The 21,744-nt window shown below is 72.6% G+C and carries 24 protein-coding genes; 10 read left to right on the forward strand and 14 right to left on the reverse strand.

The window, feature by feature from the left end:
- The first annotated feature begins 12 nt into the window (after nucleotides 1–12).
- Genes M8542_RS32335 through M8542_RS32355 form a run of 5 tightly spaced genes read left to right on the forward strand, consistent with a single transcriptional unit; the run spans nucleotide 13 to nucleotide 4,991 of the window.
- Entirely contained in the window at nucleotides 13–1,548 is a 1,536-nt protein-coding gene (locus M8542_RS32335; protein WP_257924081.1) for an ABC transporter substrate-binding protein, read from the forward strand.
- On the forward strand, nucleotides 1,545–2,516 hold the full coding sequence (locus M8542_RS32340; protein WP_257924082.1) for an ABC transporter permease: 972 nt from the start codon (nucleotides 1,545–1,547) through the stop codon (nucleotides 2,514–2,516). The genes M8542_RS32335 and M8542_RS32340 overlap by 4 nt, the downstream gene beginning before the upstream one ends.
- Entirely contained in the window at nucleotides 2,513–3,400 is an 888-nt protein-coding gene (locus tag M8542_RS32345) for an ABC transporter permease (protein ID WP_257924083.1), read from the forward strand. Before M8542_RS32340 ends, M8542_RS32345 begins: the two co-directional genes overlap by 4 nt.
- Complete coding sequence (locus M8542_RS32350) at nucleotides 3,397–4,191, forward strand: ATP-binding cassette domain-containing protein (RefSeq protein WP_257924084.1); 795 nt, start codon at nucleotides 3,397–3,399, stop codon at nucleotides 4,189–4,191. The genes M8542_RS32345 and M8542_RS32350 overlap by 4 nt, the downstream gene beginning before the upstream one ends.
- Nucleotides 4,188–4,991, forward strand: a complete 804-nt coding sequence (locus M8542_RS32355; protein WP_257924085.1) for an ATP-binding cassette domain-containing protein — start codon at nucleotides 4,188–4,190, stop codon at nucleotides 4,989–4,991. Before M8542_RS32350 ends, M8542_RS32355 begins: the two co-directional genes overlap by 4 nt.
- Nucleotides 4,992–4,996: 5 nt before the next feature.
- Here the strand turns inward: M8542_RS32355 and M8542_RS32360 are convergent, their stop codons facing one another.
- The gene (locus tag M8542_RS32360) at nucleotides 4,997–5,923 is read right to left on the reverse strand and encodes an ROK family protein (RefSeq protein WP_257924086.1); all 927 of its coding nucleotides are present in this window, start codon (nucleotides 5,921–5,923) and stop codon (nucleotides 4,997–4,999) included.
- 41 nt (nucleotides 5,924–5,964) lie between these two features.
- Between M8542_RS32360 and M8542_RS32365 the strand changes: the two genes are divergently transcribed.
- Together M8542_RS32365 and M8542_RS32370 are read left to right on the forward strand one after the other, a co-directional pair.
- A complete protein-coding gene (locus tag M8542_RS32365) occupies nucleotides 5,965–6,711 on the forward strand; it encodes a creatininase family protein (protein WP_257924087.1) in 747 nt (248 codons plus the stop codon).
- Complete coding sequence (locus M8542_RS32370) at nucleotides 6,708–7,835, forward strand: mandelate racemase/muconate lactonizing enzyme family protein (protein ID WP_257924088.1); 1,128 nt, start codon at nucleotides 6,708–6,710, stop codon at nucleotides 7,833–7,835. The genes M8542_RS32365 and M8542_RS32370 overlap by 4 nt, the downstream gene beginning before the upstream one ends.
- Here M8542_RS32370 and M8542_RS32375 read toward each other — a convergent pair.
- Both M8542_RS32375 and M8542_RS32380 read right to left on the reverse strand, forming a co-directional pair.
- Nucleotides 7,825–8,394, reverse strand: coding sequence for a class F sortase (locus M8542_RS32375; RefSeq protein ID WP_257924089.1), 570 nt, complete (start codon nucleotides 8,392–8,394; stop codon nucleotides 7,825–7,827). The genes M8542_RS32370 and M8542_RS32375 overlap by 11 nt on opposite strands.
- A gap of 5 nt (nucleotides 8,395–8,399) precedes the next feature.
- A complete protein-coding gene (locus tag M8542_RS32380; protein ID WP_257924090.1) occupies nucleotides 8,400–9,170 on the reverse strand; it encodes a choice-of-anchor P family protein in 771 nt (256 codons plus the stop codon).
- Between the two features lie 380 nt (nucleotides 9,171–9,550).
- Here M8542_RS32380 and M8542_RS32385 point away from each other — a divergent pair, with 380 nt between their 5' ends.
- A complete protein-coding gene (locus tag M8542_RS32385) occupies nucleotides 9,551–10,390 on the forward strand; it encodes an LLM class F420-dependent oxidoreductase (protein WP_257924091.1) in 840 nt (279 codons plus the stop codon).
- Between the two features lie 209 nt (nucleotides 10,391–10,599).
- Here the strand turns inward: M8542_RS32385 and M8542_RS32390 are convergent, their stop codons facing one another.
- The 3 genes from M8542_RS32390 to M8542_RS32400 are packed head-to-tail and all read right to left on the reverse strand — an operon-like array spanning nucleotide 10,600 to nucleotide 12,560.
- Complete coding sequence (locus tag M8542_RS32390; RefSeq protein WP_257924092.1) at nucleotides 10,600–11,070, reverse strand: peroxiredoxin family protein; 471 nt, start codon at nucleotides 11,068–11,070, stop codon at nucleotides 10,600–10,602.
- 25 nt (nucleotides 11,071–11,095) lie between these two features.
- Nucleotides 11,096–11,614, reverse strand: a complete 519-nt coding sequence (locus M8542_RS32395) for an RNA polymerase sigma factor (protein ID WP_257924093.1) — start codon at nucleotides 11,612–11,614, stop codon at nucleotides 11,096–11,098.
- A 58-nt stretch (nucleotides 11,615–11,672) separates the two neighbouring features.
- Complete coding sequence (locus tag M8542_RS32400) at nucleotides 11,673–12,560, reverse strand: MBL fold metallo-hydrolase (protein ID WP_257924094.1); 888 nt, start codon at nucleotides 12,558–12,560, stop codon at nucleotides 11,673–11,675.
- 86 nt (nucleotides 12,561–12,646) lie between these two features.
- On the opposite strand from M8542_RS32400, the gene M8542_RS50415 reads away from it, so the two are divergent.
- Nucleotides 12,647–13,519: an AraC family transcriptional regulator gene (locus tag M8542_RS50415; protein ID WP_257924095.1), complete on the forward strand. Its 873-nt coding sequence runs from the start codon at nucleotides 12,647–12,649 to the stop codon at nucleotides 13,517–13,519.
- Between the two features lie 12 nt (nucleotides 13,520–13,531).
- Here M8542_RS50415 and M8542_RS32410 read toward each other — a convergent pair whose 3' ends face one another.
- The 5 genes from M8542_RS32410 to M8542_RS32430 form a co-directional block, all read right to left on the reverse strand.
- Nucleotides 13,532–14,431, reverse strand: a complete 900-nt coding sequence (locus M8542_RS32410) for a carboxymuconolactone decarboxylase family protein (protein WP_257924096.1) — start codon at nucleotides 14,429–14,431, stop codon at nucleotides 13,532–13,534.
- Between the two features lie 19 nt (nucleotides 14,432–14,450).
- Entirely contained in the window at nucleotides 14,451–15,062 is a 612-nt protein-coding gene (locus tag M8542_RS32415; RefSeq protein ID WP_257924097.1) for a TetR/AcrR family transcriptional regulator, read from the reverse strand.
- Nucleotides 15,063–15,176: 114 nt separating this feature from the next.
- Complete coding sequence (locus M8542_RS32420; RefSeq protein WP_257924098.1) at nucleotides 15,177–15,569, reverse strand: hypothetical protein; 393 nt, start codon at nucleotides 15,567–15,569, stop codon at nucleotides 15,177–15,179.
- Nucleotides 15,570–15,650: 81 nt separating this feature from the next.
- Complete coding sequence (gene ligA, locus M8542_RS32425) at nucleotides 15,651–17,642, reverse strand: NAD-dependent DNA ligase LigA (RefSeq protein WP_257924099.1); 1,992 nt, start codon at nucleotides 17,640–17,642, stop codon at nucleotides 15,651–15,653.
- 42 nt (nucleotides 17,643–17,684) lie between these two features.
- Nucleotides 17,685–19,274 (reverse strand): SMI1/KNR4 family protein, encoded by a 1,590-nt coding sequence (locus M8542_RS32430; RefSeq protein WP_257924100.1) that lies wholly within the window; start codon nucleotides 19,272–19,274, stop codon nucleotides 17,685–17,687.
- Nucleotides 19,275–19,441: 167 nt separating this feature from the next.
- Between M8542_RS32430 and M8542_RS32435 the strand changes: the two genes are divergently transcribed.
- Entirely contained in the window at nucleotides 19,442–19,738 is a 297-nt protein-coding gene (locus tag M8542_RS32435; RefSeq protein ID WP_257924101.1) for a DUF1540 domain-containing protein, read from the forward strand.
- Between the two features lie 38 nt (nucleotides 19,739–19,776).
- On the opposite strand, the gene M8542_RS32440 is transcribed toward M8542_RS32435, so the two are convergent.
- From M8542_RS32440 to M8542_RS32450, 3 genes are read right to left on the reverse strand one after another with little or no spacing between them, the layout of a single operon-like run.
- Complete coding sequence (locus M8542_RS32440; RefSeq protein WP_257924102.1) at nucleotides 19,777–20,658, reverse strand: DUF2268 domain-containing putative Zn-dependent protease; 882 nt, start codon at nucleotides 20,656–20,658, stop codon at nucleotides 19,777–19,779.
- Between the two features lie 34 nt (nucleotides 20,659–20,692).
- A complete protein-coding gene (locus M8542_RS32445) occupies nucleotides 20,693–21,034 on the reverse strand; it encodes a hypothetical protein (RefSeq protein ID WP_257924103.1) in 342 nt (113 codons plus the stop codon).
- A gap of 20 nt (nucleotides 21,035–21,054) precedes the next feature.
- Nucleotides 21,055–21,648, reverse strand: a complete 594-nt coding sequence (locus M8542_RS32450; protein WP_257924104.1) for an SRPBCC family protein — start codon at nucleotides 21,646–21,648, stop codon at nucleotides 21,055–21,057.
- Nucleotides 21,649–21,744: the final 96 nt, after the last annotated feature.

Consider the following 21,744-nt stretch of genomic DNA (forward strand, 5'->3'; position numbering starts at 1 on the left):
AAAGGAGGCGCCGTGTCCCCACTGTCGCGCCGCGACGCCCTACGGCTCGGTGGGCTCGCGCTCCCCGCGCTGGCCCTGCCCGGTCTGCTGTCCGCGTGCGGCAGCGCCGCCGGCGCCACCGGCACCGTGCTCCGCGTCGCGCAGGCGTCGGACCCCAAGACGCTCGACCCGCAGAAGCAGGGCGACCTGACCTCGATGAACGTGCTGACCAACGTGTTCGACACGCTCACCACGCGCGGTCCGGACAACCGGCTCGCGCCGGGCCTCGCCCTGTCGTGGACCTCGCCCGACCCGCTGACCTGGCGGTTCAAGCTGCGCCCCGGCGTCAAGTTCCACAACGGCGAGCCGTGCGACGCCAACGCGGTCGCGTTCAGCATCAACCGGCTCCTGGACCCCGCGACCAAGTCGCCGATCGTCGAGCTGCGCTATGTCAAGCAGGCCGTCGTGGTCGACGCGGCCACCGTGGACCTGCGCTGCAGCGCCCCCGACCCGATCATCCCGGCCAAGGTGTCGCTCTTCGGCGGCGTCGCCGTGCCGCCGAAGTACCTCAAGGAAGTCGGCTCGGCCGGGTTCGCGAAGCACCCCGTCGGCACCGGACCGTTCACCTTCGGCGAGTTCCAGCGCGACCACCAGCTGCGGCTGCGCGCGAACCCCGCGTACTGGGGCGGCAAACCGGCCTACGACGAGCTGGTGTTCCTCCCGATGGCCGACCCGTCCTCGGCGCTGGCCTCCCTGCAGAGCGACGAGGTCGACATCGTCGCCGGGCTCACCCCCGACGCCGCGCTCCAGCTGAAGGGCTATCCGGGCGTCTCGATCCGCAACTACCCGGGCATCCGCACCTCCTACCTTTCCCTCGACACCACCGACGGGCCGCTGCGTGACGTGCGGGTGCGCCGGGCCCTCAACCACGCCGTCGACGTCCCGCTGCTGATCAAGGCCGTGCTCGACGGCAAGGCCCGCGAAGTCCCGACGATGTTCCCGCGCGAGTCCTTCGGGTTCGACCCGTCGATCACGCCGTTCGCCCGCGACGTCGGGCTGGCGAAGCGGCTGCTCGCCGAAGCCGGCTTCCCGGACGGGTTCGACACCTCGCTCACCGCGCGGACCGACGACTCGAACCTCGCCGAAGCCGTGTCAGGCCTGCTCGCCCGCGCCGGGGTCCGCGCCCGCGTGAACCTGGTCGACCCGGGCACCTACACCAGCCGGCTCACCTCCAGCAACCGCAGCGCGCTCGGCCCGATCTACCTCGCGGCCAGCACCGGCTGGACGCTCGACGCGGAAAGCCTCGTGCAGTCCAACGTCCGCCACGACCGGCGCCAAAGCCGCTGGCACAACGCCGACGCCGACCGGCTGGTGGACGCCGAAGAGCAGTCCCTCGCCCCCGCCGACCGGCAGCGTGCGTTCACCGGGCTCCAGCAGCTCCTGAAACAGGAGGCGCCGTTCGTGTTCCTCTACCAGATCGACAACGTCTACGCGGTCAACACGCGTCCACAGTGGACACCCGGCGTCGTCGGCGTGCTCGGCATGGCGAAGGCGACGGTGACCCCGTGACCGCGCCCACCGTCGCCGTGACCCGGCCGGCCGCCGCGCGGTCCGGGGCGCTGCGCGTGGCCGGGACGAAGGTGCTGACCGCCGTCGTGGTGCTGTTCTTCGTCGCCACGGCCGCGTTCTTCCTCGTCCGCCTCTCCGGCGACCCGGTCAAGCTCATCCTGCCGCCCGACGCCACCGCCCAGCAGGAAGCCACGCTGCGCGCGAGTCTCGGGCTGGACCGGCCGCTGCTCACCCAGTACCTCGACTACCTCGGCGGCCTGCCGCGGCTGCACCTGGGCACGTCCCTCGTCTACGACCAGCCGGTCGCCGACGTCCTGTTCTCCCGCATCCCGGCGACGCTGGAGCTGGCCGGCGCGGCCCTGCTCATCGCGCTCGTGCTCGCGGTTCCGGCCGGCACCTTCGCCGCGCTGCGCCGCGGCCGGGCGGGCGACACCGGCGTGATGACGGGCGTCCTCATCGGACAGTCCACGCCGGCGTTCTGGGTGGGCATCCTGCTGATCCTGATCTTCGGGGTGCAGCTGCAGGTGCTGCCCGCGTCCGGGTACGGCGGCTTCGCCCACCTCGTGCTGCCCGCGGTGACGCTGGCGGTGTACTCGGTCGCGGTGATCGCCCGGCTGCTGCGGACTTCGCTGGTCGACGTCCTCGGCTCCGACTACATCCGCACCGCGCGGGCGAAGGGCCTCGGCACGGCCGGGGTCGTGCTGGGCCACGGCCTGCGCAACGCCGCGCTGCCCGTGGTCACCGTCGTCGGCCTCGAGGTCGGCAGCCTGCTCGGCGGCGCGATCCTCACCGAGCAGGTGTTCTCGTGGCCCGGTCTCGGCCGGCTGACCGTCGAGGCGATCCAGAACCGCGACTTCCCGCTCGTGCAGGCCGCGGTGTTGTTCTTCGCGGCCACGTTCGTCGTGGTGAACCTGCTGGTGGACCTGTCCTACACGATTCTCGACCCGAGGGTGCGGGTGACCGCGTGACCGCCATCGCTGTTCCGGCCGCCCGGGTGGCGCGCCCCAACGTCGTCCGCGCCGTGCTGCGGACCAAGCTCGGCCTGATCGCCGTGACCGTGCTCGCGCTGATGGTGCTCGTCGCCCTCTTCGCGCCGCTGATCGCGCCGTACGACCCGGGTGCGCAGGACCTCCTCGTGCGGCTGCACCCACCCGCGTGGACCACCGGCGGTGACGCCTCGCACCTGCTCGGCACCGACCAGCTCGGCCGCGACATCCTGTCCCGGCTCTGCTACGGCGCCCGGGTGTCGCTGCTCGTCGGCGCGTGCGCCGCGCTGCTGGCGGGGGTCGTCGGCGCCGCGGTCGGCCTGGTCGCCGGGTTCCTCGGCGGCTGGTTCGACCGGATCCTGATGCGGATCGCCGACATCCAGCTGGCGTTCCCGTCGATCCTGCTGGCGCTGGCCATCGTCGGCTTCCTCGGCTCCGGCCTGTGGTACGTCGTGCTGGTGCTCGGCTTCACCGGCTGGGTGTCCTACGCGCGAGTGATCCGGGCCGAGGTGTTGTCCCTGCGCACCAGGGAGTTCGTCACCGAGGCCCGCGCCATCGGCGTCACGGACCTGACCATCATGCGCCGCCACTTGCTGCCGAACGTCCTGGCGCCGCTGGCGACCATCGGCACGCTGCACGTCGCCGCGGCGATCGTGGCCGAGTCGTCGCTGAGCTACCTCGGCCTCGGCGTGCCCAAGCGGACGGTCACCTGGGGCGGGATGCTCGCCGACGGCCAGCTCTACCTCGGCACGTCCTGGTGGGTGGCCGTGTTCCCCGGCGTCGCGCTGATGCTCACCGCGCTCGCCGTCAACATCACCGGTGACGTCCTACGCGACGTCGCGGACCCGAAGGCGTACCGCTCATGAGCCTGCTGGAGATCAACGACCTGCACGTCGAGTTCCGCGTGGACACCGGCACGGTGACCGCGGCCGACGGGGTGAGCCTGTCCGTGGCCGAGGGGGAAACCCTGGCGCTGGTGGGGGAGTCGGGCAGCGGCAAGACCGCCACCGCGCTCTCGGTGCTGCGGCTCAACCCCGAACCACCGTGCGTGTACGCGGGCGGGGAGATCCTGCTCGACGGCCGGGACGTGCTGAAACTGTCCGAAAAGGACCTGCGGCGCATCCGCGGAAACGACGTCGCCATGGTCTTCCAGGACCCGATGACCAGCCTCAACCCGGTGCGCCGGGTCGGCGTGCAGGTGGCCGAGGTCGTCCGGAAGCACCAGGGGGCGTCCCGGGCCGCCGCGGCGAAAGCCGCCGTGGAAGCGCTGCGGGAAGCCGGGATCCCCGACCCGGAACGACGGGCTTCGCAGTACCCGCACCAGCTTTCGGGCGGGCTGCGCCAGCGCGTGATGATCGCGATGGCCCTGGTCGGCCGGCCGCGGGTGCTGATCGCGGACGAGCCGACGACGGCACTCGACGTCACCGTGCAGGCCCGGATCCTCGAGCTGCTGGTGGACCTGCAGCGCCGGCACGGGATGGCGATCCTGCTCATCACGCACGACCTCGGCGTCGTCGCGGAAGTGGCCGACCGGGTCGTGGTGCTCAAGTCGGGCCGGGTGGTCGAGACCGGCGACGTCGTGCCGCTGTTCGAAGAACCGCGGGAGGACTACACGCGCGAACTGCTGCGTGCGACACCGAAGCTGGAGCGGGCATGACGAACCTGGCCGAGATCCGCGGGCTGCGCAAGGACTACGGCGCGCTCGCCGCGGTGGACGGGGTCGACCTCGACGTCGTGGCGGGGGAGACCCTGGCCGTGGTCGGCGAGTCCGGCAGCGGCAAGACCACCCTGACCCGGCTGCTGCTGCGGCTGGAGGACCCCACGGCGGGCACGGTCCGCTTCGACGGCGACGACCTGTTCTCGCTGGGGGCGGCGCGGCTGCGCAAGGTCCGGCGCGAGATGCAGGTGGTGCTGCAGGACCCGTACTCGAGCATGAACCCGCGGCTGCGGGTGACCGAGATCGTCGCCGAACCGCTGGTGACCCACGATCCGGCGTTGCGGGGCCGGCGCGGCCGGGCGAAGGTGCGCGACCGCGTCGCGGGCTTGCTGCACGCGGTCGGCCTGCCGTCGCAGGCGCAGGACCGCTACCCGCACGAGTTCTCCGGCGGGCAGCGCCAGCGCATCTCCATCGCGCGGGCACTGGCCCTGGAACCGCGGCTGGTGGTGCTGGACGAGCCGACGAGCGCCCTCGACGTCTCGGTGCAGGCGCAGGTGCTGGACCTGCTGGCCGACCTGCAGGACCGGCTGGCGCTGACCTACGTCTTCGTGTCGCACAACCTGGCTGTGGTGCAACGGATTTCGGACCGCGTCGCGGTGCTGCGGGCCGGGAAGATCGTCGAGCTGGCGTCGTCGCGGCAGCTGTTTTCGGCGCCGGCGCACGAGTACACGCGGAGCCTGCTCGACGCGGTGCCGAACCCGGACCCGCGGCTGGCCCGGCGGCACGCGGTGACGACGTGAGCGGGTCAGCGGCGCGACAGCACGAGACCGGCGCCGCCGAGCAGGGCGACGTCGTCGGCCGGGCCGGGGTGGACCACGACCCGCGGCGGCTCGGCGCTGCGCGCCCACGACGAATCCTCGCGCAGCCGCTGCTCGATCCGCGCTCGGAACCGCTCGCCGCCCTCGGCGGCTTCGCCGTGCAGCACGAACAGGCCGGGGGCGAACAGCTGCTGGATGTTGACCAGGCCGAGGGCGATGTTGGCGGCGTACTCGTCGAGCAGCGGGTCGCCCGCGAGGTCCCGCACCGCGCGTGCTTCGAGGCCGCGTCGCTCGGCTTCGGCGCGCAGCCACGGCGTGGTCGCGACGGTCTTCCAGCAGCCGCGGGCCCCACAGGTGCACGGCAGCCCGCTGGCGGCGACGGTCATGTGCGCGCCGCTGCGCCCACCCGGTGGGGCGAGCACCTCGCCGTCGTACAGGAGGCCGACGCCGAGGACCTCCCCGGTCGAGACCGAGGCGAACGTCGTGCGGCCGCGGCCTTCGCCGAACCACCGGTCGCCGAGCACCTGCAGCCGCGCCCGGTGTTCGACGTGCACCGGGGCGTGCACCAGCTTGGCCAGCACATCGGCGACGGGGTAGCCGTGCAGCGCGGGCACCTCGTTGACTTCGATGATCACCCCGGCTTCCGCGTCGACCAGGCCCGCCGCGGCCACACCGACAGCGGTGGGCGGGGTGGGGAAACGGGTGACCTGTTCCAGCGCGGCGTCGATCGCCGCCTGGTCGGTGGTGCCGGACGGGTAGGTGGCCTCGGCTCTCCAGAGAACGGCACCGGAGAGATCGAGCAGCGCGGCCCGGACACGCCCGGGCAGCAACTCGACGGCGCCCGGCACCGGCCCCGCGTCGGCCGCGACCGGCGCCGGCACCAGCCGCAAGGCCGGACGTTCGCCGGTACTCATGCGGCCACGATGCCATGGGCCGCCTTCGGAGGGGAGACCACATGCCGCTACTGACCCGGATGACCTGGCGCGAGGTGCGCGACGCGGCCCAGCGGGCGATCGCGGTGTTGCCGATCGGCTCGCAGGAGCAGCACGCCGGCCACCTGCCCATGGGCACCGACACGATGCTCGCCGAAGCCGTCACCGACCGGGCGCTCGACCGGCTCCACGGCACCCCCGCCACCATCCGGCTGCCCGCGCTGCCGTTCGGGCACAGCCCGCACCACCTGTTCGCCGCCGCGGTCTCGCTGCGGGCTTCGACCCTGCAAAGCGTGCTCGCCGACGTCCTCGACTCGCTCGCCACCAGCGGCTTCCGCCGGGTCCTCGTCGTCAACGGCCACGGCGGCAACGACGAGATCATGCGGCTCGCGGTCAAGGAGTACGCCCTGCGCGCCGACGTCGCGCTCGCCGCCTGCTCCTACTTCTCGCTCGGTGACGGTGGCACTCCCGGCCACGCCGGCCACTACGAAACGTCGTTGATGCTCGCCGCTCATCAAGATCTCGTCCGCGCCCGCGAGAAGCGCGCCGAGGTCACACCGCCGCCGCTGTTCGCCGAACCGCCCTACCCCGGTCTGACCGTGGAACGCCACGGCGAGTGGGCCCGGGTGGGCGGCAGCACCGACGACGCCACCGCCGCGACCGCCGAGGGCGGCGCGGACCTGCTCGAAGACCGGGTGACCGCGCTGGCGGACGCGATTCGCGCGTTCGACGCGGCCACCCGCGCAACCCACGCCGAAGGGGAGGCATGAAGATCACCGACGTCGACGTGCGGGTCGTGAACCTGCCGTTGACCAACCCGTTCACCAGCTCGTTCGAGACGAAGACGGGCGAGACCCGCACCGTCGTGCGCCTGCGCACCGACACCGGCGTCGAAGGCTGGGGCGAAACCATGTGGGGCCGCCCGGTCGCCGCGCTGGTGCGCAAGCTCGGCGCGGAGCTGGTCGGCACCAGCCCGTTCGCACTGGAGGCGTTCCACCGGCGCCACCACATGGTGCCGTTCTTCCACGGCTACCTCGGGTACGCCGCCCTCGCCGCCCTCGACGTCGCCTGCTGGGACCTGATCGGCAAGAGCACCGGCCAGTCCGTGACCGACCTGCTCGGCGGCCCGGTCCGCGACGAGGTCCCGATCACCGCGCTGATCACCCGCGCCGACGCCCCGGGCGCGGCCGGCCGGGAACTGGCGCAGGGCCTGGGGGAGTACGCCGCGAAAGTCGTCGCCGAGGGGGGCTTCACCGCGGTGAAGCTCAAGGGCACCAAGGACGTCCGCGGCGACGTCGCGATCATGCGCGAGCTGCGGCGGGCCCTGCCGGACGTCGAGCTGCGCGTGGATCCGAACGCGGCCTGGTCCGTGCCCGACTCGATCCGCGCCGGGCTCGCCCTCGAAGAGCTGGACCTCGAGTACCTGGAGGACCCGTGCGTCGGCATCGAGGGCATGGCGCAGGTTCGCGCGAAGGTGCGGATCCCGTTGTGCACCAACATGTGCGTGGTCCGGTTCGAGGAGTTCGCGCCGGCCGTGCGGCTCGGCGCGGTCGACGTCATCCACGGTGACGTCTACAAGTGGGGCGGCATCGCGGCGACCAAGGCGCTCGCCGCGCACTGCGAGACGTTCGGGCTCGGGATGAACCTCCACAGTGGCGGCGAGCTGGGCATCGCGACGGCCGCGCACCTGGCCGTCGTCGCGAGCACCCCGGTGCTTTCCCGGGCCATCGACAGCATGTACTACCTGCACGACGACGACATCGTCGAGCCGCTCCAGCTCACCGGCGGCCGGCTGAAGGTGCCGGCCGGACCGGGGCTGGGCGTGACCGTGGACGAGGAAAAGGTGGCGTTCTACGCGAAGCGCAACGAAGCGGAAGGAGACCTCACTTCTTGAGCTTGGCGTAGACGATGACGTTGTCGAGGTAGTTGCGCTCGGCGGCGTCGTACTTGCCACCGCAGGTGATCAGCCGCAGTTCCGCGTCGGAAGTGTTGCCGTACACGGCTTCCGTCGGGAACTCCTTCTTCGCGATCTGGTCGACCTTCGACACCTCGAACGTCAGGTTGCCGCCGTCCGCGCGGGTGACGTGCACCGGGTCGCCCGGCTTCAGCTCGTGCAGCCGCCAGAAGATGCCTTTCCGGTGGTCGCCGTCGATGTGGCCGAGGATCACCGCCGGGCCGACCTCACCGGGTGTCGGGCCGTATTCGTACCAGCCGGCCTGCAGCGGCTGGTCGACCGGCGGCACCTCGACCGTGCGGTCGGGGTTGAGGCCGAGGGGCACCAGCGTCGACTTCGCGTCGATGGCCGGGACGTCGAGCGCGGTCGGCAGGGACCGTTTCAGGCCGACCGCGGACGGGGTCGCCGCCGGGGCGGCGGCCGGCGGGGTCGCCGTCGCGCCGCACCCGGTGAGGAGCAGCGCGACGGCGGCGATGAGGAGGAGGAAACCGCGACGCATCGGGCTCAGCCCTCGGTGGCGAGGCTGCCGTCGCCGGTCTGCGGGGCGCCGGCCGGGACGACGACCACCTGGCCGGGGCCCTCCGGCTTCGGCGGCGCCTCGGGTGCGCGTTCCTTCGACGGGCCGCAGGTCACCGAAGCGAGCTTGACGTCGCCGCTGCCGAGCGCGCCGGTGGTCTTGCCGCCGAGGAGCTTGATGTGCAGCGCGGTGACTTCCAGGCTGCCGTCGTAGCGCTGGAGCTGCTCGTTGACGGTGATCTCGGCGACGCCGGGGATGCCGAGCTTCTGGTTCGGCGAGGTGGCGGCGGGGAGCGTGCCGAGCTTGCCGAGGTTGACGTTCGCGAGGTCGCTGCTGCCGGTGACGTGCCCGTCGGCCGACGCGCAGCGGGCGCTGATCAGCCGGATCGACGGCACGCGGCCGGCCACGGGGGCCAGCAGCGGCAACGTCGCTTCGGCGACACTCGCCTTGGCGGCCACGGAACCGGCGCCGTCCACGACCGAGCTGGCGATCGCCTTCGCGGTGACCAGGCCCTTCAGCGGGACGTCGGCGATGCTGGCCGACTTCGGGCCGGCACTCGCGGACTTCGCCAGCTGCCCGGTTTCGACGGTGATGCCCTTGCTGTCGGTGAGCACGCCGGGCAGCAGGGAAACCGTGGCGGACGCGCCGAAGGCGGACCCGGTGACGCTGTCGTCCGCGGCCGCTATCCCAGCGGTGGCGGCGAGTACGGCGACGGTCACGCCGGCCAGGCTCCCGGTTCGGAGCATGGTGGTGCGCATGAAGAATTCCTTTCGCCGGAATGCACGAGGAAAACGCAGGGGGATGCCGAGCCGGGACGTGACCCGGCGGCGGGGGAAAGCTCGGCCACGCTATCAAAAGCGCTACGGCGCGCAAGGATTCCGTGGCACGGCAACGGTTCCGGCGCCTAGCCAAAAGTGATCTCCGTCGGGAAGGACAACTCGAAGCGGTCACGCAAGCCGGGGATCTCCACGCGGAACTCGACGTTGAGTAGCTCCCGTTGCGGCATTCGTGGCGGTTTTCCCCGCGAAGAGCCACGGACGAGTGATTACCTGGAAGGGCGTCGATGAACACGGACGGTGATGTGACCACCACGCCCGCAGCCCGGTCCTGGAGGGACTCCAGGGATACGATGAAGATCATGCGATTCGCCATCAAGACCTCGCCCCAGGACACCGCCTGGAGCGACATGCTCGCCGTGTGGCAGGCCGCCGACGAGATCGAGCTGTTCGAATCCGGCTGGACCTTCGACCACTTCTACCCGATCTTCTCCGATTCGAGCGGGCCGTGCCTGGAAGGCTGGGTCACGCTCACCGCCCTCGCCCAGGCCACGAAGCGGCTGCGGGTGGGCACGCTGGTCAGCGGCATCCACTACCGCCACCCGGCGCTGCTCGCGAACATGGCCGCGACGCTGGACATCGTCTCCGGCGGCCGCCTGGAGATCGGCATCGGCGCCGGCTGGAACGAAGAGGAGTCCGGCGCGTACGGCATGCGCCTCGGCTCGGTCAAGGAGCGCAGCGACCGGTTCGAGGAAGCCTGCGAGGTGCTCGTCGGGCTGCTGACCCAGGAGACCACGACGTTCCAGGGCGAGCACTACCGGCTGACCGACGCCCGCTGCGAGCCGAAGGCGGTGCAGACACCGCACCCGCCGATCTGCATCGGCGGCAGCGGCGAGAAGCGCACCCTGCGCACGACCGCGAAGTACGCCCAGCACTGGAACTTCGTCGGCGGCACACCGGAGGAGTTCGCGCACAAGCGCGACGTGCTGCACGCGCACTGCGCGGACATCGGCCGCGACCCGGCCGAGATCACGCTGTCCTCGCACGTCCGCCTCGGCCCGGACCACGACTACGCGAAGGTCGCGGCGGAAGCGGAGGCACTCGGCGAAGTCGGTCTCGACCTCGCGATCGTGTACCTGCCGCCGCCGCACACGCCGGCGGTGCTGGAGCCGTTGGCCAAGGCGCTCGAGCCGCTGCGCTGAGTCCGGTCAGGTGGGTGCCGGGGTTCGGGTCCGGTCAGGTGGGCGCTGCGACAGCGGCGGGGGTGCCCTTCTGTCGGGAGGCGCTCGAGCCGCTGCGCTGAGTCCGGTCAGGTGGGTGCCGGGGTTCGGGTCCGGTCAGGTGGGCGCTGCGACAGCGGCGGGGGGTGCCCTTCTGTCGGGAGGCGGTCGAGCCGCTGCGCTGAGTCCGGTCAGGTGGGTGCGCGCAGCGCCGCGACAGCCGCGGCGACGCCCTTCTTGTCGTAGCTGCCGGTGGGCATGACCGCGCTGTGGGCGTGCCGCACGATGCCGTCGACGTCGAGCAGGACGCTGCCCGAGCGCTGCAGTGCCCCGAAGACCGCCCGGCTCAGGCCGACCAGCTCGTGGGGTGTCCCGCGGCGGCCGACCAGGACCGGGAACGGGATCCGCCGCTTCGCCCGCCACGCGGCCGCCGTCTCCCGGTCCTCGGGCACGGCGATGAAGACGCGGACACCGGCGGCGGCGAACGTGTCCGCGTCGGCGGCGAGGTCGCGGACGTGCCGGGTGCAGACCGGGCACGTCGCCGACCGCATGAAGTAGACCAGCGCCGCGCGGCCGGCGAGGTGGACGGGCCGGCCGTCGGTGTCTTCCAGAAGCAGGTCTTCCAGAACGAGTTCGGGCGCGGGGGAGCCGGGTTCGAGCATGGGGTTTCCTTTCGGCGAAGGGGGGTCAGGGCAGGCGGAGCCGCAGCGCCGCACGGGCGCGGTGCAGCTGGGACTTCATCGCCGCGGTGCTCAGCCCGAGCTCCTCGGCGACCGCCCGCCCGGGGTGGCCGAGCACGTCCCGCAGGATCAGCACTCGCCGCTGGACGTCCGGCAGCGAGCCGATCGCCTCGGCGACGCGTTCCGCTTCCAGCCGCTTGAGGACCTCGTCCTCGGCCGACTCCGCGAGGCCCGCCGGAGCGTCGGTGTCCTCGGCGAACCGGCGCCTCGCCCGGCGCAGGCACTCGTTGCGGACGATCCGGAACATCCACGAAGCCAGCGCCGCCGTCGCGCGCAGCGAGCCGATCTTGCGGTACAGGACGATCAGCGCCTCCTGCGCGGCGTCCTCCGCGTCCTGCGGGGACGCGCAGAGGTGATCGGCGAAGCGCCGCACGTGGGGATGGGCCCCGTGCACCACCGCGGTGATCGACGCGAGATCACCACCCTGCGCCGCTTCGACGAGCCGCTCACTGACCCAGCCGGTCACGCGTTCCTCCTGTTCGACGTGTTCACCCCCATAAGAGGCGCCGGCCCCGCGAAAGGGTTCACCCCGCCCAGCCGCGGATCGCGAAGCGGCTGCCGTCGCGCTCGACCTCGGCCGCCGCCTGACCCGCGAAGTGCGCCGGCACCACCAGCTCCCGCTCGTCGGCCGCGCGCTCGAGGACGCTCCGCCGGGTCGCCGCCGCCTGACGCGGATCTTCGCAGAAGCAGCTGCTGTGCTCCGGCGCCAGGATCTGCACCGGGCTGTGCAGCAGGTCGCCGACGAACACCGCGCGGTCCGAGCCGGACGCGAGGCGCAGCACGGACGAGCCGGGTGTGTGGCCCGGCGCGGCCTCGAGCGTCAGGTTGCGGTCGACGCGGTGGCGGCCTTCCCACAGTCGCGCGCGGCCGAGCACCGGGGCGATGCTGTCGGCGTAGACGAGCAGGCTGCCTTCGCGGCGCAGCCGCTCCCGCTCATCGCGCGGCGCGGCCCGGCGGTGCGCGTTGCGCGGGTCGAAGTACACCTGGTCGGCGCGGGGGATCAGGTAGGTGGCGTTCGGGAACGCCGGCACCCACTCGCCGTCGCGCAGCTCGGTGTTCCAGCCGACGTGGTCGTAGTGGATGTGCGTGTTGACCACGACGTCGACGTCCTCGGGCCGGACGCCGGCCGCGGCGAGCCGGTCGAGGAACGGCGTCGCGAGGTGGTCGAACAGCGGGATCTGCGGCCGGCGCCGGTCGTTGCCGACGCCGGTGTCGACCAGGACGACCCGGCCCTCGCTGCGCAGCACCCACGTCTGGACCGCGCCGCGGTAGCCGCCGGTGGCCGGGTTCCAGTGGTCGGAGGTCAGGCCCGCCCACAGCTCGGGCGGGCTGCCCGGGACGATGGTGCTCGCCGGCGCGATCTCACCCTGCCACTCGACGACCTTGACGACTTCGACCTCACCGATGTGCATGACTCCACGCTAGGTCGCCACCATGAGCGTTCCCATGCCTGAGATCCTCATTCTGATACGCGAACGTCTCACAGTACGCTGACCGCGTGGATCTCCTCAGCGACGCGATCGCCGCGGTGCGGGTCGGGCGGCCGACGTCGAACCGCCTCCGGGCCGGGGACGACTGGTGCTACCGCTTCGCGCCGTACGAGGGCGCCGGCTTCCACGTGCTGCTGCGCGGCAGCGGCTGGCTGATCCCGGACGGCGGCCCGCCGGTGCCGCTCGGCGCCGGTGACGTCGTCCTCGTCCCGCACGGCCGGGCGCACACGCTGTCCGCGACCCCGGACGCGGCCGGCGCGGTGCCGTTCGAGACGGCGGTCGCCGACCCGGCCGGCCGGACCGAGTTCCTCTGCGGCAAGTACCGGCTGGCCCACGCGCGGCGCCACCCCGTGCTCGCGAGCCTGCCCGACGTCGTGCACCTGCCCGCCCAGGTCGGCCGGCACCCGGAGCTGCGTGCGGCCATCGACCTGCTCGGCGGCGAGGTGACCGAGCCGCGGCCGGGCTCGGCCACGGTCCTCACCGGCTTGCTGGACCTGCTCCTGGTCTACCTGATCCGCGCGTGGCTGGCCGGAAACCCCGGCGCGGGCTGGCCGCGAGCGTTGCGGGACACCGAAGTCGCCGCCGCGCTCGAAGCGTTGCACGCGAATCCCGAAGCGCCGTGGCGGATCGAGGACCTGGCCGCGCGGGTCGGGCTGTCCCGCGCGACCCTCGCCCGCCGGTTCACGGCGCTGACCGGGCAGCCGCCGATGGCCTACCTCACCTGGTGGCGGCTGACGACGGCGGCGCGGCTGCTGCAGGACACCGACCTCCCGCTGCCCTCGATCGCGGCGAAGGTCGGTTACGGCTCACCGTTCGCGTTCTCCCACGCGTTCAAACGCCAGTTCGGCGTCGCGCCGGGCGGGTTCCGGAGCGCACCCTGACGGAAGCCGGCTTCAGCCGGCCCGGGTGCCCGAGAACGGGAACGTCCCGCCGCCGGAAATGGTCACCGACCCGGTGAACACGTCGCCGTCGATCGTGCCCGTCACGCCGATGTCGAAGCGCGCCGGTTCGGTCAGCTCCGCGGTGAACTCGAGGTGGCCGCCCTCGACGGTGCCGGACACGATCGGGACCGTGACACCGAGCCGGCCGTCGGTGATGGACCCGCGCACCGCGGCGCCGGCGGTCTGGAGGTCGAGGACCAGGGGCTTGCTGCCCGCGGGGTGGGTGAAGGTGATGTCCCACCGGCCGTCGGCCCCGGTCCGGCCGCTGCTCGGCCGGGTGACCGGCGTGGCTTCCCCGGCCGGCCGAGGCTCGACGCGCTCGCCGAGCACCGGCTGGCCGGGTTTCACCGCCACCCCGGCGGAGTTGAGGAAGCCCGCCATCATCCGGTAGTAGCCGACGAGGTAGAGCACCTCGATGACCTCGGCGTGGTCGCGGGTCGCGGCGAGCCGCGCCCACGTCTCGTCGGAGACGAAGGCCGCGGCACACAGCTCGTCGACGGCTTGCAACACGGCGTCGTCTTCGGGCGCCCAGGACGCCTCGGGATCGGTGAGCGCGTTGATCTCGGCTTCGGTGACGCCCGCGCCCAGCGCGGCCGGCACGTGGTTGGCCCACTCGTACGGCGCGTCGCACCGCAGCGCGACCCGCAGGATGGCCAGCTCACGCAGGCGTGGCAGCAGCCGGCTCTGGCTCAGCAGGTAGGCGCCGAGGTCCGAGGACGCCTTCATCAGCTCGGGGTTGCGCGCGAGCACCTGGATCACGGTGTCGGCGCCCAGCTTCGCGAGCTTGCGCTGGTCCGGCTCGAGCTCGTCGATCGGGAGCGGCGGGATGCGGGGGCTGGTCGCGTGCGGCATGGCAGTCTCCTCCGGCGGATCACGGGTTCTCGTGGCGCTCGATCTCTTCGAGTGCCTTCCTGGCGTCTTCGGCACTGAGCACCGGATGCGCGTACAGGTCGATCAGGGCGCGGGCCAGCAGCCCGTCGCCTTCGGGGCTGAACACCTCGACACCCAGCGCGCGGGAGAGGTGCTCGTGCAGCACCGTGATCGACAGCGCCATGGCGGTGCTGACCGCGGCGCGGACCTCGGGCGCGACGCTCGGCGGATCGGGCCGGTCACGGTCGGCGGCGGCGTGCCACCGCGCCCCGAGCTCGACCATTTCGTCGAACAGCGCCGCGGCGCCGCCCTCGACGAGGGCCCGCGCGAGGTAGGCGCGGTACGGCCCGACCGCGATCCGCGCGGCCGCGACGGGGTTCCCGTGCCCGGTGAGCGCTTGCTCGTCGAGCCGGCGGAGGAGGTCGACGAGGTGCGCGTCGCACACGTCTCGCAGGTCCTGTTTGGACCCGAAGTGGTGGCGCAGCAACCCGGACGAGACACCCGCGGCCTGGGCGATGCCGCGGATCGTCGCGCCCTCGAACCCGTGCTCGCCGAACTGCCGCAGGGCCGCGTCCCGGATCCGGGCCCGGGCGGTCAGGTCGTCGGAACTCATCAGTCCTCCGGCTACACGCTTGTGTAGCCGACTATACGCACGTGTAGTCCGCGCGCAAGGGAGAAAAGAGAAAGCCCCGGCCGTGGGGCCGGGGCTTTCGCCGGATCGGTGGAGTCAGAACTCGTCCGACTTGGTGAGCGCTTCTTCGAGCGCGTCCGCACGGGCCACGACCGACCGCAGCGGGCGTTCGAACTCGTGCTCGATGCTGAGGTCCTCCAGCGGCACGGTGTGCTTGAGCAGCGCGACGCCGTCGACCACCCCCGCGCCCCCGACGGCCGACTGCCCGGCCAGCTCCAGCAGGTGCCGGAGGTCGATCTCGTCGGCCCGGCCGACCGGGGACGAGATCTCGATCCACGCCCCGCCGTCGTGCTCGGGCAGGTGGTGCACCGCCACCTGCTGGGTCCGTTCACGCGGTCCGCTGAGCCGGAACCGGAGCCAGCCGTCGGACTCCTCCAGCACCTCGTACCGCGTCCGGACAAAGTTGATCACATCGGTCCAGGTGGTCACCCGCTCCGCCTCTCGCCTAAGACCTGCCGTGCGCGGTCGCAGCATCTCACGCCCGCCTCGGCGGTCGCGAGCGACTAGTGGCTAGACGATTCCGGCGCCGATCAGCAGCGTCCAGATCTCGCCCTGGTCGACGACCTCGACGTCGAACTTCTCCGCCTTGGTCAGCTTGGCCGCGCCGACCTCCGCGCCCGTGATCAGCATGTCGGTGTTCGCCGAGACCGAGGATGCCGTGGTCGCGCCGGCTTTTTCGCACAGGCGCTGGAACGTCGGGCGGGGGACCTTCTCACCCGAGCGCGGGTCGTTGATCGCGCCGGTGACCACCACGGTCTTGCCCGCCAGGGGCGCGCCCGCCGCGACCACCGGCGGCAGGTCCTCCTCGCGCACGTCGAGGGACACGCCGCGCTCCCGCAGCCGCTCGAGCTCCGGCTTCAGCCGGGTGAGGTGCTCGATCAGCGACGCCGCGACCTTCGGCCCGATGTCCTCGACCGCGACGAGCCCTTCTTCGCCCGCGGCGGCCACGTCTTCCAGGGAGCCGAAGCCGGCCCGGCACAGCCGGGCGGCGGTGCCCTCGGAAGCCATCGGGATCGCGAGCCCGATCAGCGCCCGGCGCAGGCCGACCGCCCGGCTCGCGTCGATCGACTCGATCATCCGGGTCGCCGAGACCTCGCCGATGCGGTCGAACTCGAGCAGCCGCTCCTTGGTGAGCCCGTAGAAGTCCGACGGGTGCTCCAGGAGCCCGGTCTCGGCCAGCCGCTCGATCCACACCCCGCCGATCGCGTCGATGTCCGCCGCCGCGCGCGACGCCCAGTGGATCAGCCTCCGGACCGTCTGGGCCGGGCAGGACACGTTGGTGCAGAACAGTTCCCGGCTGTTGCCCTGCTCGGTCAGCGGGTGCCCGCACGACGGGCACACCGTCGGCGGCACGATCTCCTGCTCGGCGCCGGTGCGCTTCGACTCGTCGAGCACGCCCGCGACGAACGGGATCACGTCGCCCGCGCGGCGCACCAGCACGGTGTCGCCGATGCGGATCCCGCGGGCGCGGATCACCTCCTGGTTGGCCAGCGTGGCGCGGGTGACCGTGGTCCCGCCCACGAACACCGGCTCCAGCCAGGCGACCGGCGCGATCTTGCCGGTCTTGCCGACGTCCCAGACCACGTCGGCCAGCACGGTGGTCTTCTCCTCTGCGGCGAACTTGAAGGCGAGCGCGCCGCGGGGCGAGCTCGACCGGGTGCCGGCCGCGGCGTAGGCATCCCGGTCCGCCAGCCGCAGCACCGCGCCGTCGAGGTCGTAGTCGAGGTCGTTGCGCTGCCGCTCGATCTCGCCGATCACCGCCTGCGCCGACTCCGCGTCGGTGCAGTGGCGCATGTCCGCGGCGGTGAACCCGAGCCCCCGCAACGCGCTGTCGAGGTCGGTCTCCGCGCTGTCGGGGTCGGTGTGCAGGTCGAAGGCGAAGAACCGCAGCCGCCGCTCGGCGACGACGGCCGGGTCCTTGGCCCGCAGCGTGCCCGCCGCCGCGTTGCGCGGGTTGATCAGCGGCTTGTCCGGGTGCGCGGTGTTGTACGCGGCGAAGGTGGAGCGCAGCATGACCGCCTCACCGCGGACCTCGACGCGGCCCGGCGCTTCGACCCGGTCCGGGATGCCGTCGGTCAGCGCGCGCACCAGCGGCGTGACGTCGTCGCCCGTCGTGCCATCGCCGCGGGTGACCGCCCGCGCCAGCCGGCCGTTTTCGTAGACCACGGCCAGCGACAGACCGTCGAGCTTCGGCATGACCACCACCGGCTGGCCGGGGAAGCGGTCGAAGAACGCCGCGACCTGCTCGGGCTTGGTCGCCTTCTCCAGCGACAGCATCGGCCGCGAGTGCCGCACGGGCGCGTGCAGCACCGCGGGCGCGCCGACCTGCTCCAGGGGGTTCGGGTCGGGGGCGAGCTCCGGGTTCGCCTCGATCAGGCCCCGCAGCTCGTCCTCGACCGCGTCGTACTCCGCGTCGGCCACCACCGGCGAGCCGCGGTAGTAGGCATCGCGCAGCACCGTGATGCGGTCGGCGAGTTCCTGGATGCGTTCCCCTGTGTCCACGGACGAGAACTTACCCGGCGGCACCGACAAGAACCGCGACCATCACGGCAGAACGCCCGAAATCTCGGTGACGACGGCCTCCGGAGCGCCGGCGGCGAAGACGCTCCGGACCGCCGCCATCTCCGCCAACGTCGTGCGCCCGGTGACGAACAGCGCCGCCAGCCGCGGCAGTGGACGCCCGCATTCGATCAGGGCGCGCAGCTGGTCCACGTCCAGCGTCAGCACCCGCAGTTCCGGCAGGTCGCACACCGGGCGCAGGTCCGCCACCGCCGACCTCGACAGGTCCAGCCGGGTCAGGTTCGGCAGCGTGCGCAGCACGTCGATGTCGAGTGGCTCGGAGACCCGGTTCAGCGTGAGCGACCACAGTCCGGGGTGCCCGGCCAGCGCCGCGAGCTCGACCCGCGGGGCTTCGACCTGCAGGGCCTCCAGCCGCTCGAGCCCGCCGATCGACGGGGTCACCGCGGCCGCGCGGTTGACGCCCAGCGCCCGCAGGGTGGGCAGCGGCGCGAAGACCGCGAGATCCACCTCCGCGGCGTCGTTGAGGTACAGCTCCTGGACCAGCTCCGGCTCGGGCGTCCCGGCCACCACCCCGGCCAGGTCGAGGCCGGCCGCCCGCGAGATCACCTCGTTGTAGGACCGGGCCGGGTCGTCGCGCAGGCCGGTCTCCGCGACCAGGTACGGCCCGCCCGGATCCTCGTACTTGCCGGCGCGCAACGCCTCGACGACCTCTGTGAGCATGCCGGTGATCGAGGTGGCCACGTAGTGCAGCGGGCCGTAGATGTCCCGGCCGTACTCCAGGACCTGCCCGGCCGAACCGCCCTCGGCCGGGTCGAGGTCGGTCAGGAGGTAGTTCATCGCGCGGTCGCTGCCGAAGGTGACCCACCAGTCGTTGCGGGACAGGCGTTTCACCCGGCCGAACGGCACCGGCTCGAACACGACGCCGTCGTCGTCCAGCTCGTCTTCCCAGCCGTAGGAACCGGGATCGCCCTCGAGGTAGTTCTCGACGAGCCGGACCAGCGGGTCGTGCGAGTAGGGACCGAGCAGGCCGCTTTCGCTCGGGTCGCCGTCGGCCACCAGGTAGAGCGCGCGCAGGTCTTCGGGCAGCCGCGCGCCGATCCGGGCCTCGGCCGCGGCCAGGTCCGCCTCCGTGCACGCGCCGGGCCACGGCGGCGGACCGCCCTTGATCGCGGCGTACCGCTCGGCGAACTCGCCGGCCAGCCGGGTGACCTCGGCGAGCACCGCCGGGTCGGTCGGCGCGCCGGTCGGCTCGGCCGCCGCGGGCCGGGGAAGACCGGGCCGGGGATGACCCGGGTAACGGAAGTCTCCGTCGAAGATCAACCGGCCGGGTGACATGGCCGCGATGTCGGGCCGTGCGGTGAAGACGTACCGGCCTGCGGTGTCGAGCCGGACTTCGAGCGTCGCGGGGGATCGTTCGAACAGCTCGCCCGCGATCGACGTGTACTCGACGCGCACGTGCTGGGTCACGTCGCTCCAGGCGGTGCACGAAACGCTGCCGCCGGTGTGCTGCAGCTGCAGCGTGGCGGTGGTCCAGCCGGCGCCCGCGCCCGCGCGCAGTGCTTCGGCCATGGCTCTGGCGATGTCGCCGTATCCGGCGTCCCCCGTGGTGGTCATGCGGCAGACATTAGCGGTGGCCACCGACAAAACCCGGTGCCGCGGTTTCTCACCCGGCCGGGCGGCGGGAATCACCCGGCCGCGTTCCGGCGAATTGCGGGCCGGGAGCCCGGGTGGGAGCGTCGAGCGGACCGGACTGTTTTCCCACCACGGAACAGGAGTCGCGCATGACCACGACCGAGATGCCCGCCGTGCACGAGTGCACGGTCAGCGGGTGCTCCTACAACCACGACGGCTGCCACGCGTTCGCCATCACCGTCAACGGCGACAACGGCACGGCCGACTGCGGCACGTTCGTCCCGCTGAACACGAAGGGCGGCCTGGACCGCGTCGTGGCCCAGGTCGGCGCCTGCTCGCGCACCGACTGCCGGCACAACTCGTCGCTGGAGTGCACGGCCTCGAGTGTCCGCATCGGACCGGGCGACGGCTCGCACGCGGCGAACTGCCTGACCTTCACCAAGTAGCCGGTGTGGACGGCGGCTGCCCGGGCGGGCAGCCGCCGTCACCGCGCGAGCGCGGTGTCGATGACTTCGCGGCTGTCGGCGAGCAGTGCCTCGGCCGCGGTCCGGCCGGTGGCGGCCAGGTAGGCGTCGACGAGCCGGTTGCCCGCCGCGTACCCCGCGCCGGACGGCAGCCCGACGGGCTCCGCGCCGAAGCGGATCGCCGACGCGTCGCCGTGCACCCAGGCGGTGAAGTTCCGCATGCCCGTGACACCGAGTCCGGTGACGACCTTCGCGAACACCGCGTCGTCGGCCAGGTGCGCCACGCCGATCCTCGCGTAGCCGAGTTCGTCGCCGTAGAGCTGCCTCGCGAACGCGTCCGCGAGGCCCTCGGACACCACCTGCTCGCCGACGGTGACCGTCGCCGGATCCCACACCACCCCGCCGGGGCTGTAGCGGAGGTTGTGGTTCAGCTCGTGGACCGCGGTGGCCTCGAGCCGGGCGAGGTTTTCCGGGAACGGCCACAGGTTCAGGAACAGGTGGCCGGACACGCTGCCGTTCGCCGTCAGGCCCAGTGAAGGGCCCATGAAGTGCTCGTCCCCGGGGTCGCCGAGGACGAGCAGCACCGTCAGGTCCGGCACCGTGATGCCGGGGGTCGCCGCGACCTGCACGGCGACGGCGTCTTCGAGTGCCCGCCCGATCCGGGCCCACGCCCCGGCTTCGGCCAAGGCGTCGAGCGCTTCGAGGCACCGCTCGCCGTCGCGGTCGAGGGGAAAGCCCGAGCCCATCCGGTGCAGGGCCACGAGATCCGGCTCGCCGGGGAAGTACCGGTACATCCCGGCGGCGGGCCGCAGCATCGCGCGCAGCAGCTCCGGCCGGTCGGCGGCGGGCGCGCGCAGGATCTCGCGCATCGCCGGGAGGGTGTCGAGGACCGTGATCGTCATGCCGGCGACGGTAAGGGCTCCAGCGGCTGGAGGGTCAAGCCGAGCGTCGGCGCAGGACGTGGTGTCCCACGGCGGCCGCGACCCCCGCCACCCCGACGAGCACCGTGACCAGCGGGCTCATCGACTTGGACAGGCTCGGCGCGGTGCCCGGCCCGAGTAGCCACGCCACCAGCGGGACGACGTAGGCCGCGGTCAGGAGGCCGGTCCACCAGCGGGCGGGGTGCAGGCGGCGGTCGCGCAGGGTGCCGGCCAGCACGACCGCGACCGGGATGCCGGCGAGCAGGGCGAACTGGCCGAAGATCAGGACCGGGAAGGCCCAGGCCGCCACGAGGACGGCGCGAGAGGTGCGGACGGGGCGCGAAACGGTGGCAGTCATGGCGTTGTCTCCTCGGGTGGTCAGCAGTGGTCGGCTTCGGCGGTCTGCTTGAGATCGGCCAGCCAGCGGTCGAGGCCGGGCGCGAGGTACTTGATGGCGGTGGCCGGGTCGGCCTCGACCTGGTCGCCGGTCCAGCTCTCCTCGGTGCGGACGAGCACGCCGCCCCGGACCGGGGTGAACGTCCAGACGTGCACCCCGCGGTCGATGCGCAGGCCCTCGCCGATCGCCGGGCCTTCCCAGCGGACGCAGTGCGCGCGCTGCAGCTGCCGGACGGTCGACGTGATGACCAGCGTGGTGGCGGGGGTGGCGGGCGTCGCCGGGATCGGTGTCGTCCAGCGGAACCGCGAACCCGGGCGCAGCGGGCCCGGTTCGAGCCGCTTCGCGGTCGAGACGGCGGACTGCCAGGACGGCCAGCGCTCGACGTCCGTCTGCGTCTTCCAGACGGCGTTCAGCGGTGCCCGGACGAGCGTCTCGGTGCGGTAGTGCAGCTTCGCGGCGGGGTCGATGCCCTGGCCCTGGCAGGTCAGCGCGGGCGCCGGGGCCGCGGTGGCCTGGGCCGGAGCGGCGGCGAAGAGTGCGGCGGCGGCCAGCGGGAGGACGGCGTGGCGGAGCATGGGTTCTCCTTCGGTTAGCGCTTCTTGCGATGGTTAGAAGCTATAACAGGAGGCTGCTTAACGTCAATAAGAAAAGTGATAGCCTCTAACTCCACC

The sequence above is a fragment of the Amycolatopsis iheyensis genome, assembly GCF_024703995.1.
GTDB lineage: Bacteria > Actinomycetota > Actinomycetes > Mycobacteriales > Pseudonocardiaceae > Amycolatopsis > Amycolatopsis iheyensis.

What these genes read in the sequence shown, in the direction of transcription:
- M8542_RS32350 (WP_257924084.1), top strand. Translation starts at nt 3,397, where the DNA reads ATGAGCCTGCTGGAGATCAACGACCTGCACGTCGAGTTCCGCGTGGAC.
- M8542_RS32355 (WP_257924085.1), top strand. Translation starts at nt 4,188, where the DNA reads ATGACGAACCTGGCCGAGATCCGCGGGCTGCGCAAGGACTACGGCGCG.
- M8542_RS32360 (WP_257924086.1), bottom strand. Translation starts at nt 5,923, where the DNA reads ATGAGTACCGGCGAACGTCCGGCCTTGCGGCTGGTGCCGGCGCCGGTC.
- M8542_RS32365 (WP_257924087.1), top strand. Translation starts at nt 5,965, where the DNA reads ATGCCGCTACTGACCCGGATGACCTGGCGCGAGGTGCGCGACGCGGCC.
- M8542_RS32370 (WP_257924088.1), top strand. Translation starts at nt 6,708, where the DNA reads ATGAAGATCACCGACGTCGACGTGCGGGTCGTGAACCTGCCGTTGACC.
- M8542_RS32375 (WP_257924089.1), bottom strand. Translation starts at nt 8,394, where the DNA reads ATGCGTCGCGGTTTCCTCCTCCTCATCGCCGCCGTCGCGCTGCTCCTC.
- M8542_RS32380 (WP_257924090.1), bottom strand. Translation starts at nt 9,170, where the DNA reads ATGCGCACCACCATGCTCCGAACCGGGAGCCTGGCCGGCGTGACCGTC.
- M8542_RS32385 (WP_257924091.1), top strand. Translation starts at nt 9,551, where the DNA reads ATGCGATTCGCCATCAAGACCTCGCCCCAGGACACCGCCTGGAGCGAC.
- M8542_RS32390 (WP_257924092.1), bottom strand. Translation starts at nt 11,070, where the DNA reads ATGCTCGAACCCGGCTCCCCCGCGCCCGAACTCGTTCTGGAAGACCTG.
- M8542_RS32400 (WP_257924094.1), bottom strand. Translation starts at nt 12,560, where the DNA reads ATGCACATCGGTGAGGTCGAAGTCGTCAAGGTCGTCGAGTGGCAGGGT.
- M8542_RS32410 (WP_257924096.1), bottom strand. Translation starts at nt 14,431, where the DNA reads ATGCCGCACGCGACCAGCCCCCGCATCCCGCCGCTCCCGATCGACGAG.
- M8542_RS32415 (WP_257924097.1), bottom strand. Translation starts at nt 15,062, where the DNA reads ATGAGTTCCGACGACCTGACCGCCCGGGCCCGGATCCGGGACGCGGCC.
- M8542_RS32430 (WP_257924100.1), bottom strand. Translation starts at nt 19,274, where the DNA reads ATGACCACCACGGGGGACGCCGGATACGGCGACATCGCCAGAGCCATG.
- M8542_RS32435 (WP_257924101.1), top strand. Translation starts at nt 19,442, where the DNA reads ATGACCACGACCGAGATGCCCGCCGTGCACGAGTGCACGGTCAGCGGG.
- M8542_RS32440 (WP_257924102.1), bottom strand. Translation starts at nt 20,658, where the DNA reads ATGACGATCACGGTCCTCGACACCCTCCCGGCGATGCGCGAGATCCTG.
- M8542_RS32445 (WP_257924103.1), bottom strand. Translation starts at nt 21,034, where the DNA reads ATGACTGCCACCGTTTCGCGCCCCGTCCGCACCTCTCGCGCCGTCCTC.
- M8542_RS32450 (WP_257924104.1), bottom strand. Translation starts at nt 21,648, where the DNA reads ATGCTCCGCCACGCCGTCCTCCCGCTGGCCGCCGCCGCACTCTTCGCC.